This window comes from Sphingobium sp. (genome assembly GCF_041987595.1).
In the GTDB taxonomy this organism is placed as follows: domain Bacteria; phylum Pseudomonadota; class Alphaproteobacteria; order Sphingomonadales; family Sphingomonadaceae; genus Sphingobium.
In genome coordinates this window covers 1-10,964 of sequence record NZ_JBHIWJ010000126.1, presented here as the reverse complement: position 1 = coordinate 10,964, position 10,964 = coordinate 1, and the positions used below count along the sequence as shown (strand labels likewise).

The following is a 10,964-nucleotide window of genomic DNA, read 5'->3' as shown; positions in this document are numbered from 1 at the left end:
ATCGATCTCGGGCGCGTCTTCCAGCATCTCGAGCGCGACCGTGCCCTGACCGGCCATGACATCGGGTTCGTCGAAGGGGTGCACAAACGTAAGCCCCTGCTCCACCTCCAGCTTGCGCGCATGAGCATAGGCGTCGTCGAACTTCTCGCCAAATTGGACGACCGTGGCGCCATGACCCTGCGTCTGCGTCACCTTCACCGTGGGGGTGGTGGTGGGCATGACGATAGTGACGGGGACGCCCAGACGCTTGCCATGATAGGCAAGGCCTTGTGCGTGATTGCCCGCGGACGCGCCGATCACGCCCTTTTTCTTCGCCTCCTCGTCCAGTTGCAGCAGGCGGTTGAGCGCCCCCCGCTCCTTATAGGCAGCGGTGAACTGGAGATTTTCGAACTTCAGATAGACTTTGCAGCCGAACATGTTCGACAGCGTCTGGCTGACCAACGTGGGCGTATGCACGACCGCGCCCGAAATTCGCACCCGCGCAGCCAATATGTCATCGACGGAAATGGGCAGCGGCGTGGCGCTTTCGATCTTGGTCAAGGTGTTCATGCCGGGCGCCCTACCTTAAAATTGCGGTCGAAGAAACTGGCACTGACTGAAAACTGTGCCTATGGCTTGGGCCAGCGCATTTAAATGCATGAGGCATATGGCACATATCGCTTTTATCGGCCTGGGCGTCATGGGCGGCCCGATTGCAGGACATCTGGCCAAGGCCGGGCATCAGATGACGGTCTACAACCGCTCCATCGGCAAGGCGAAGAGCTGGGCAGAGACCTATGGCGGCGCGGTCGCGGTCAGCCCGGCCAAGGCCGCCGAATATGCCGATATCGTGATCAGCTGCGTGGGGACGGACGATGATCTGGCGCAGGTCACGCTGGGCCGCGACGGCGCCTTTCGGGCGATGAAGCCGGGCGGTCTTTATATCGATCACACCACGGTTTCCGCCCGGATCGCCCGGCAACTCTATGTCGAGGGCGAAAGCCGGGGCCTCTATTTCGTGGACGCCCCCGTCACGGGCGGTCAGGCGGGCGCGGAGAAGGGCACGCTGGCCGTCATGTGCGGCGGCAGCCAGCCCGCCGTCGATGCCGCGAAGATCGTGATGCAGGCCTACACGACGCGCATCGTCCATGTCGGGAAGGCGGGCGCAGGACAGACCGCCAAGATGGTGAACCAGATCTGCATCGGCGGCGTGGTGCAGGGACTGGCCGAAGCGCTCCGCTTCGCGCAGGCCGCGGAACTCAATCTGGACAAGGTGTTCGAGGCGATCTCCGGCGGCGCGGCGCAAAGCTGGCAGATGGACAATTATTGGAGGACCATGGCCGCCGACAGCTTCGATTTCGGCTTTGCGGTGGACTGGATGCGGAAAGATCTGGGGCTGGCGCTGGAGGAAGCGCGGGCCAATGGCGCGACCCTGCCGGTGACGGCATTGATCGATCAATTCTACGCCGATGTGCAGGCGATGGGCGGCCACCGGCAGGACACCAGCGCCCTGGTGCGGCGGATCACGCGGGCATGAAAGCTGTATGGTTGGCGGCGATCGCCGCAATGGCCCTGCCGGCTCCGGCGTTCGCTTCGGGCGTGATCGACAATGTGAACGGCCTCGCGCTCGATGCCAATGGGCGGATCGTGCGGTTCAAGGCGCTCGCCATCGACGATGAGGGCAAGGTCGAGGCGTTGCTGCCCGATCGCTATCGGGAACCGGAACAACCGCGCGCCCGGAAGCGCAGGAGGAATGAGCCGGAACCGCCCCAGCCCAAAAGGCTGGCCTTCAAGCTGGATGCGGGCGGCAAGACGCTGATCCCCGGCCTGATCGACGCGCATGGGCATGTCATGGGCTATGGCCTGTCTCTGATCACGCTGGACCTGTCGGACACCAAGTCGCTGGCCGAGGCGCAGGCGAAGATCCGGGCCTATGCCGCCGCCAGTCCAGGACGAAAATGGATCATCGGGACGGGCTGGAATCAGGAAGTCTGGGGCCTTGGCCGCTTTCCGACCGCCGCTGAACTGGATGCGGCGGTCAGCGATATTCCGGTCTGGCTGGAGCGGGTCGACGGCCATGCGGGCTGGGCCAATTCGCTGGCGATCAAGGCAGCCAATATCAGTGCCGCGACCAAGGCCCCCGCGGGCGGCCGGATCGAAATGGCGGCTGGCAAGCCGGCGGGCGTGTTCGTCGACAGGGCGATGGATCTGGTGACGAAGGTGGTGCCGCCGCCTGCCCCCAAGGATCGCGACATCGCGCTGGAGAAGGCGCAGCAGGCGCTGCTGCGGCAAGGTATTACCGGCATTGCCGACATGGGAACAAGCATCGAGGACTGGCAGGCCTTTCGGCGATCGGCGGATCGCGGAGCGCTAAGGGTCCGGATCATCTCCTACGCCCTTGGTCTCGACAATATGGTGCTTATCGCCGGCCCGGAGCCGACACCCTGGCTTTATGAAGACCATCTGCGCATGGGCGGGATCAAGCTGATCCTCGACGGCGCGCTAGGATCGCGAGGGGCTTGGCTGAAGGCGGATTATGCCGATGCGCCAGGGCAGCGCGGACTGCCGATGATCCCCTCAACCCAGCTCAGGAACATCATGAGCCGGGCGGCAATGGACAATTTCCAGATCGCCGTGCACGCCATTGGCGATGCGGCGAACAGCGAAATACTGGATGCGATTCAGGAGCTTTCGGATACCTATAAGGGCGACCGGCGCTGGCGCATCGAGCATGCGCAGATCGTCGATCCCGTCGAACTGCCGCGCTTCGGGCAATTCGGCATCGTCGCCTCAATGCAGCCGGTGCATCAGACGTCCGACTGGCGCATGGCGACGGCGCGGCTGGGCGAAGCCAGACTGAAGGGCGCCTATGCGTGGAAAGCGATGCTGGATAATCGCGTTCCCCTCGCCTTCGGGTCGGACGTGCCGGTAGAAAGCCCCAATCCTTTTCCCGGAATCGCAGTTGCGATGAGCCGCGAGGAAATGCCGGAGCAGCGGGTGAACTTCGAAGCGGCGCTGGACGGTTTCACGCGACAGGCGGCCTATGCGGGCTTCGCCGAAAAGCGCTTCGGCAGCCTCATTCCCGGCCAGAGGGCAGATTTCCTGCTGATCGACCGGGACATTTCCGCGTCCAGCCCCGATGACATCCGCGCGACGCAGGTGCTGGAAACTTGGATTGGCGGCAAGCGGGTATATGTGAAGGGGCAGTAGCGCCCCTTACAGCACGTCGCCCGCTGCGTTGAAGGCATCTTCCTCCGTTTCGGGCAGCGGCGGCTGCACCGGCCTGTCGCAGCCCTCTTCCTTCATATGCGCGCGCAGTGAATCCATGCGGCCGAGATTCCAGCGCGCCAACGGCACGCCCAGCGGACGGAATTCGGCGCGGTCGAACAGTTCCACCACATAATTTTTGCAGAGGTTATCGACCTGATCGAGCGTCAGCATGCCCAGATTCATCACCATGGGCCTGCCCGGCACGCCATTGCGTCCCCTGACCAGATCGGTGACGTAGAGGCCTCCCCTAGGATCGACGAGCACGACATCGGCTTTTGAAGCGTCAATCATCCGATGGCTGGCGGCATAGGGCGCGACGAAAGCATGGGTTCGCCAGACAAGATAAGCGCTGGTGAAGAGGGTGATGAAAAAGCCGATAAACACCGGCCGCATCGCCCCAGGACGGAATCGCGCCCAGCCCAGCCCCGCAAGCAGGCAAAACGGCCCGATAAAGCCGTGGGCGTAGCGATAGCCCCAGCCATAACCCTGCGCGAGCGCCAGCGCGCACCCTGCAAAACAGCCCAGCGCCAGCGGCAGAGCGATTTCCTGCCCGCGCACCGCCCTGCGCGCCCGCATCGCCAACACCCCCAGCGTCGCCAACGGCACCATCAGGATATTGTTCCACGCAGCGAAGCGGCTCAGATTGACCAGCGGCTGCCAACGGTCGCCCAGCCGCTCGAACAGGCTGCCTACCTTGTCCGCCACCCCTGCTGAGGGTCGGACATCGGTGGGTTGGCCCAACACATGAGTCAGGAAGGCAGGCCAGAGCTTGGCCCAGACGATGACGATGGCGACCAGCACCAGAACATGAAAGATCGCCACTTTCCAGCGTCGCCCCAACAGCATCCAGAGGATGAAGGGAGCGATGAAGATGGGTGGAAAATGCCATTGATGCAGCCCCGCCGCCGCCAGCGCGACCACGGCCGCGCTCAGATGTCCGACCAGCCCGCCGCGCAGCACCAGCGCCAGCCAGACCATGTTGAGCGCGAAATGCCCGGTCATGGCATAGGGCGTCATCGCCGTGACCCAGAGCTGCGCCGACGACAGCGCCAGCAGCATCGTCACCCACACGGCGTCGGGCCGTCCGGGGAAAAGATGCAGTGCCACCCGCCACAAGGCGAACAGCCCCGCCATCAACAGTACCGGCCCCGCAAGATTGGGGTCGCCCACCTGCCAGAAGAGCGCCTGAATCGCGCTGTTAACCGGCAGATAGGCCGCCGTCCAATAATCCGCCGCGCCAAAGGGGGAAAAGAATTCGGGCATGATCGCCCGGCGATAGCCTTCCCATTCCAGCGGGATAGGCCGGGCCAGAAACCCCTCCCGCATATAGGCGGCGGCAAAGCGCGCCACCTCCTCATCGCGGGAGATCGAATAATCCTGAAACAGCCAGTAATGCCCGGCCCAGGCGATCAGGCCGAGCAGCAGGACAAGGGGTACCATCACCCGCGCGCGGGGAATGGGGAGCCGCCATCCCAACCCTTCGGCGAAGGGGGCGGCCAGCGTTAGCAGCAGCAGGCCCCCCAGCAGTGCAGGGAAATCCTGATCCAGAAACAGGATGACGGCCAGACTGATGCCTTGCCGATAGGTCACATGCCACAGGAACGTCGCGCCAAGCCAGAGCGCCAGCCCGATCGCCCCCGCCAGAAACAGGCGCTGTGCACTGATCCAGCGCGTGTTGGCGGAGCGCGTCCCGGCGTCCATCAACGGTCCCGCGGCAACCGCGCCTGATTGACGAAAATGCCGTCCATTTCGACAAGCAGCGGGAAATGCCCTTTGTTGTTCGCGAAAAAGGCCGATGGCACAAAGCCGCGCTCACCCAGCCAGTCGATCATGGCGCGATAGCTGGTGCCGCCTTCGTAGATCGGTCGCACGCCAAGTTCGGTCTGCACGCCCAGCATTTCGTTCAGAGCCAACGCCGCCCCTTCACAAACCGACAGGTCGTGGCCCTGCGTATCCATCTTGAGGAACGGCCGGGCAAAGCCATGGGCCGTCTTCAGTTCCGGCAACAGGCTTTCCAGACGGCGGCACTGCATGTCGACCGTGCGCGTTACCTTGTTGCGCTCGGCGAATATTGCGTCCTGCTCGCCCGATGGTGTCTTGAGCGAACTGAACTGATCGGCCGCCATGATGTTGAAGATCGCCGTGCCGTCGAAATCGGACAGCGCCATGTTGAACACATGCCATTTCGCATCAGATGCCGCCCGTCTGCCCAGTTCCGCGAAAATGTCCGGATTGGGTTCGAAGGACAGGATCGTTCCCGCAAAGCCAGCATCCTTGCGGAGCATCGTCGCATATTGGCCGCGATTGGCGCCGACGTCGAACACGCAATCCACAGCAAAGGCGCTCAGAAACCGGCGGAGTGCCTGAATTTCCGGATATTGATGGACCCGCCCGGCCAGAGCCAGACGCGCCGCCAGCGCCCGGTCGCGCAGTTCACGCACGTAACGGCTCATGTCCCGACCGCCATCACGCTGCGATAGATGGCGATGGTGGCCAGAGCCATGTCCTTCCAATTCCCCATTGAATCTCCATAAGTGCGCGCCCGCGCCCCCAAAGCCTGCCTGATGGCCGCGCTTTCTACGAGGGGCAAGAGGACTTGCGCAAGCGCCGGTGCATTTCCCGCTGGCGCCCTGACGACAACCTCTTGCGGCAGACCGGCGAACATGCCCGCGTCGGAGGTGACCATCGCCTTGCCATGGTGCAACGCCGACAGGAAAGCGCCGCTGCTGTCGATATGGCGATAGGGAAAGACCAAAATATCGGCCTTCGCCATATGGGCGTCGAGCCGCTGTTCGGTAAGGAAACCGAGATCGGTGATCAGCCGCTGGCCAAAGCCTGCTGCCCGCACGCTGTCAATCAGCGGCGCGATGTCCATGAAGGGCTTGCCCGCCAGCACCAGTTCGAAGCGGTGCCCCGCCCGCCAGAGCGACAGGCATGCCTCCACCAGCAGGTCGACGCCCTTATAGGGACGGATCGTGCCGAAGAAGAGCAGGCGCGGCAGGGCGGCATCGGCCACCTGCGCCAGATCGTCCGGCCCGGCGGCGGCCAGCCGCATCGGCGGGTGCGGCGTCAGATGGATGCGCGTGGGATCGACTCCCTGGCGCTCCAGCGCCGCGCAGGTCGTCTCACCATGGACGATCAGCGCGTCGAACATATCAAGCAGGTCGCGATAGCCCCTGCCCTGCACCCCGGCATCGGCGTGATAGGCGTCGGCATTATGGACGGTATGGATCAGCTTCACCTGGCCCTTCAGCCGCTTCAGCATCAGCCGATCCGCAGGTGCGAGCGGGAGCCACTGCATGTGCGCGACGTCAGCGCTGACGACAGCGCCCAGATCGCCCATGGCGCAGCTCACCCCATATTCGGCGGCCTTGAGCAGGCGGAAGGCCCGCCCCTCCCCGATCCGCTGGCGAAGCGCTTCGCTGCGGCGGAAGAAGCGCGCATCATAGCGATAGCCCTGCGGCACGATCGCATCGGTCGGGCGCATCGGTCGGCCCAGAAGGGTAACCTCCACGCCCTCCGCCGCCATCGCCGAGCACAGGCTGTCGTCATAGCGCCCGGTGAAGAGCGAGGGATCGCAGATCGCGATCTTCATGCGCGCTTGCCCATCAGTTGGCGCAGTGAAAGCCCGTGGATCGTCGCGGCCACGAACAGGGTCAGCGTGTAGAGGATCAGGAACAGCAGATCGAACCGCTCCGGCGCGAAGCTGCGCGCCAGCGGCACGCTGAGCAGCGAGCCTGCGAGAAAGGGCAGCGACCGCCCCAGCAGCAGCGTAAAGCGCCCCAGCGCGCCCTGCACATAGACCGACACGCAGATCACCGCGAGCGCCAGCAGCGCCCCGTCGATCAGCAGCAGGTCGACGCGATCGATCGTTGACCGGCCATCGAACAGCTTGGCGAACAGCCATTCTCCCAGCAGCAGCAGCGCGCCCGAAGCGCCCAGCGCGAAGAAGAGCGCCACGCCCAGCGCCCGTCCCATCAACTGGCGCAGCCGTGCCCTGTCACCCGCATGGAAGGCTCGCGTGATCCGGGGCAGCGCGGCCTCCACCGTGGCGCGGACGAGCATGGAAAGCGAGCGCGACATCTTGAAGAAAAAATCGAAGATCAGCATCGGCCGTGCATCATGGGTCGCGGCGGCGATGGTGAAATAGGGCGCGTTATAGGCCAGGATTTCGGAAACGGTGAACGCCGCCGACGCGCCGATATCGCGCAGATAATGGGTCCGGACATGACCTCCCCCTATGCGGAAGGACAGCCAGTGCCGCGCCTCCATGCCCAGCCTCTTGTGGACCAGCGCGATGGCATGGCCGATCACGGCGATGCTTACGCAGAGTTGGAGGGCGACGGAAATGCGCGGGTCCAGTCCCTGCAAGATGAACAGCAGCAGCGTGATGGTCATCACCCGGCGCAGGCAATCGAGCGCTTCCCAGAGGAAATTGCCGTCCACCGCCGCCAGCGCCCTTTTCGCCAATAAGGCGGGCAGGTTGATGCAGGCGGAAAGAAAGAAGAGCAGGAACAGCAGCGGCATGCCGGTGTGCAGTCCGCCCAACGCCAGCGCAACAGCCAGGATCGCAAAGCCGCCGACGATCAGCAGGCCAAGGAACAGGAACAGCACGCCCATTTCCTCCAGCCGGAATCCGCCTGCATCCTCTTTACCCGGACCCAGCCCCAGATTTCCCAGCCAATACCGCCGCAGCCGCGCATAGATGATGCTGGTCAGGCCAAACTCAGCGGAAATGGTGAAATTGCCGAATGCGACGAGCAGCAGGAAGGACTGGAACTCACGCAGCGGCAGGGCGCGCACGAACACATAGGTAACGGCGAAGCCCCAGATCAGCGTCAGCCCGACATTGGCGAGCTTGACAAGGGCAAGGATGCGGGCCGAAGCCTCCATCCGGGCAAGCGCCCTGCCGAGCGGTTCGCTCACCGGGCAGAGATTCCGGCAGGCTTGCGGGCGCGGAACAGCCGGTCGTCCAGCGCATAATAATGCCGTGTGTCGGCATCGATGCCGCTCGCGTCGATCTCTTCCAGCTCAAAGCCCGCCGCCCGGATGCGGTCGGCGAAATCCGGGCCATATTGGCGCACATGGTCCCACTGACCGAACCGGCGTTCCCTTTCGCGGGGCGGGATGTCGAAGCTGCCGTCCTCGGTCGGCTTCTCCCAGAGCGGGACGATCAGCCAGGCCTCTCCGCCCGGCTTCAGGGCGCGGTGGATGTTGCGCAGCACCGCGTGATCGTCGGGCACATGCTCCATCACATGACTGGCGTAGAACAGGTCGTAACGCTCGCTGTCATCGAGCGCCATCAGGTCGACGCGCTGCATGTTGGGCACATGATAGCGGCCCGGATCGAGATCGGCGGGGATATAGTCGGCAGCGGTCGAAAAGCGGCGCACGAGGCTGCCTTCATTGGGCGCCATGTGCAGCACCGCGCCCTGCTGCGGCACGGTCAGCACATTTCCGGCGATCAGATGGTTCATCAGCCGCTCTCGCGGCGACGCGCCGCAGCTGGGGCAACCCCATTCGGCATTGTCGCCATAACGGAAGAAGCCGACGACCGGCTGCCCACAGGCAGGGCAAGCGCGGTTCGCCTTCGCACCCAGCGCCTTGCGCACGGCCAGCATGGTCCGGGTCAGATGCTTGCCGGCAGCCTTTGCCACCCGCTGGAAAGTAATCACGCCTTGGCTCCAAACAGCAGTTGGCACCGGCCTATACAATATGCCGCCGCTTTGGCGAGAGGGATCAGCGCGATGTGGCCGGATTCCAGACGGTGACGGTGCGCCCCGTCATCGCCTTGAACACGCCCTGCAAGGTCGCGACATAGGCAATGATGATATCCACCACGGCCGCGAACGGCCCACCCTTTGAACGCAAACCGCGCCAGAGGATGAAGACGCCGGTCAGTCCGCCGATCATGTAAAGCGTCGGCGAAATCCGCATCGCCAGCGTCCCCGCTGCAATGATGCCGGTCAGGATGAAGATGCCGCCAAACCAGCGCACGATCTTGCGCGAGGCATATTTGAAGCGATCCATGCCGGTCATGCGCCGCAATTGCGGCCGCAAATGACTATGCGTGTGCCAGGCGCGGGCGGCAATGCGGACCTTGCGGCGATATTCGTCGCCCCGCGCCGCCACCAGCCGCTCTCGGGCGATGACGTCCTTCGCCTTGACCAGCCGCTTGCCTGCGAAGACCACCGCCATGGAGACGGTCAGGTCGTCAAGCACGCTGTCGGGAAATTGGGGATAAAGCGCCCGCCGGATCGAGAATATCGAACCATCCGCGCCGAGCACATTGCCGGTGCGCGATTCCTCGTCCTTCAGCTTTTCCTCGATCCGCCAGTAGAGCGAACCGACCGAGGCCGTGGCGCTTTCTTCATCGCCCACATAGTGGAGAGACCCCAGCACACCGCCAATCTCCGGATCGGCATAACGCGCCAGCAGATTGCCGATGGCGTCGACATCCAGCACGACATTGGCGTCAGTGAAGATCAGCACATCTCCGGTCGCCCGTGCAGCGAGCAGCTTCATGCCGTGCGCCTTGCCGCTCCGCCCTGGCCCGCGCAGCAGCGTCACCAGATCGCCCTGCGCTTCGATCAGCGCGGCCGTTTCGTCCGAGGAGCCGTCGTCGAAGGCCAGGATTTCAAGGTCCGGATAGCGGCTTTTGAGCATCGCCAGATTGGCGAGCTTTTCCGGCATCGCGGTCGCTTCATTATAGGCGCAGAACAGCAGCGAGGCTGACGGGGCCGGGCCGGTCAACGGCTGTTCGGGACGCGTCGGCAGCATCCGCAGGATCAGCGGGTAGAAGAGAAACGGCCATGCCACTGCCAGGAGCGAGAGCAGCAGCACCAACGCCGCGATCAGGTTAACAGCGTCCATCAATAAGCCTTATGATGCACCAGCACGCCGATGGTCGCGACGATGATGCGCAGGTCGCGCCAGATCGACCATTCGGTGACATATTCAAGGTCCGACTGGAGCCGGTCGATCAGGTCCTGATGATGGTCGGTCGATCCGCGATGACCGCGCACCTGCGCGAGACCCGTCATTCCCGGCTTGATGCAATGCCGCTCCCAATAGCGATCATCGACTTCCCAATAGAGGCTGTCTCCGGCCTTGGCGGCGGCGGCGTGCGGGCGCGGGCCGACGATGCTCATATCGCCACGCAACACGTTGAAAAGCTGCGGCAGTTCATCGATGCTGGTCTTGCGCAGGAAACGGCCGACGGCCGTTACCCGGTCGTCGTCGCGGGCGGTCAGCCTGTCGGCCTTGCGATCGCTCGCCTCGGCGCGCATCGACCGGAACTTGTAGATGTTGAAAGGCGCGGCATCACGGCCGATCCGCGGCTGACGGAAGATCACCGGGCCGGGGCTGGTCAGCCTGATCGCCAGTGCAGCCACGATCAGCACCGGCGACAGGGCGATGGTCGCCGTCGTTGCGACGATGATGTCGAAGAGGCGCTTGATGATCCGGTCCCGGAACTGAAATGGGCCACCCGCAACGATGATGGTCGGCTGGCCATCGAACTCGTCGACACGCGCCGGGGCAAAGCGCAGCAGCTCGGGCACCACGATCTCACCCCTTGCGGAAAGGGATTTCAACGCCACGGACCAGTCATCCATCCGTTCCATCGGACAGGCGACGATCACGCGCTCCGCCATGCCGACGGCCGCCGCGAGCCGCGCAGCCATGTCCGCATCATGCCCCTTGGGACGCAAACC

At 64.1% G+C, this 10,964-nt stretch carries 10 protein-coding genes; 2 read left to right on the top strand and 8 right to left on the bottom strand.

Annotated features, from left to right (window positions below; all coding sequences use genetic code 11):
* Positions 1–549 (bottom strand): pyridoxal-phosphate dependent enzyme (locus ACFC3J_RS20320; protein ID WP_375197828.1); only part of this gene is annotated, 549 nt, incomplete at its 3' end.
* A 97-nt stretch (positions 550–646) separates the two neighbouring features.
* Between ACFC3J_RS20320 and ACFC3J_RS20315 the strand changes: the two genes are divergently transcribed.
* Together ACFC3J_RS20315 and ACFC3J_RS20310 are read left to right on the top strand one after the other, a co-directional pair.
* Complete coding sequence (locus ACFC3J_RS20315; RefSeq protein ID WP_375197827.1) at positions 647–1,516, top strand: NAD(P)-dependent oxidoreductase; 870 nt, start codon at positions 647–649, stop codon at positions 1,514–1,516.
* Entirely contained in the window at positions 1,513–3,189 is a 1,677-nt protein-coding gene (locus ACFC3J_RS20310; RefSeq protein ID WP_375197826.1) for an amidohydrolase, read from the top strand. The genes ACFC3J_RS20315 and ACFC3J_RS20310 overlap by 4 nt, the downstream gene beginning before the upstream one ends.
* Positions 3,190–3,195: 6 nt before the next feature.
* Here the strand turns inward: ACFC3J_RS20310 and ACFC3J_RS20305 are convergent, their stop codons facing one another.
* From ACFC3J_RS20305 to ACFC3J_RS20275, 7 genes are all read right to left on the bottom strand, one after another.
* On the bottom strand, positions 3,196–4,950 hold the full coding sequence (locus ACFC3J_RS20305) for an MFS transporter (protein ID WP_375197825.1): 1,755 nt from the start codon (positions 4,948–4,950) through the stop codon (positions 3,196–3,198).
* On the bottom strand, positions 4,950–5,702 hold the full coding sequence (locus ACFC3J_RS20300; RefSeq protein WP_375197824.1) for an FkbM family methyltransferase: 753 nt from the start codon (positions 5,700–5,702) through the stop codon (positions 4,950–4,952). Before ACFC3J_RS20300 ends, ACFC3J_RS20305 begins: the two co-directional genes overlap by 1 nt.
* Positions 5,699–6,844 (bottom strand): glycosyltransferase family 4 protein, encoded by a 1,146-nt coding sequence (locus ACFC3J_RS20295; RefSeq protein ID WP_375197823.1) that lies wholly within the window; start codon positions 6,842–6,844, stop codon positions 5,699–5,701. The genes ACFC3J_RS20300 and ACFC3J_RS20295 overlap by 4 nt, the downstream gene beginning before the upstream one ends.
* Complete coding sequence (locus ACFC3J_RS20290) at positions 6,841–8,142, bottom strand: hypothetical protein (protein ID WP_375197829.1); 1,302 nt, start codon at positions 8,140–8,142, stop codon at positions 6,841–6,843. The genes ACFC3J_RS20295 and ACFC3J_RS20290 overlap by 4 nt, the downstream gene beginning before the upstream one ends.
* 29 nt (positions 8,143–8,171) lie before the next feature.
* Complete coding sequence (locus ACFC3J_RS20285; RefSeq protein WP_375197822.1) at positions 8,172–8,924, bottom strand: class I SAM-dependent methyltransferase; 753 nt, start codon at positions 8,922–8,924, stop codon at positions 8,172–8,174.
* A 64-nt stretch (positions 8,925–8,988) separates the two neighbouring features.
* Entirely contained in the window at positions 8,989–10,122 is a 1,134-nt protein-coding gene (locus ACFC3J_RS20280; protein ID WP_375197821.1) for a glycosyltransferase, read from the bottom strand.
* A partial coding sequence (locus ACFC3J_RS20275) for an exopolysaccharide biosynthesis polyprenyl glycosylphosphotransferase (protein WP_375197820.1) occupies positions 10,122–10,964 on the bottom strand: 843 nt, incomplete at its 5' end. The genes ACFC3J_RS20280 and ACFC3J_RS20275, both read right to left, overlap by 1 nt.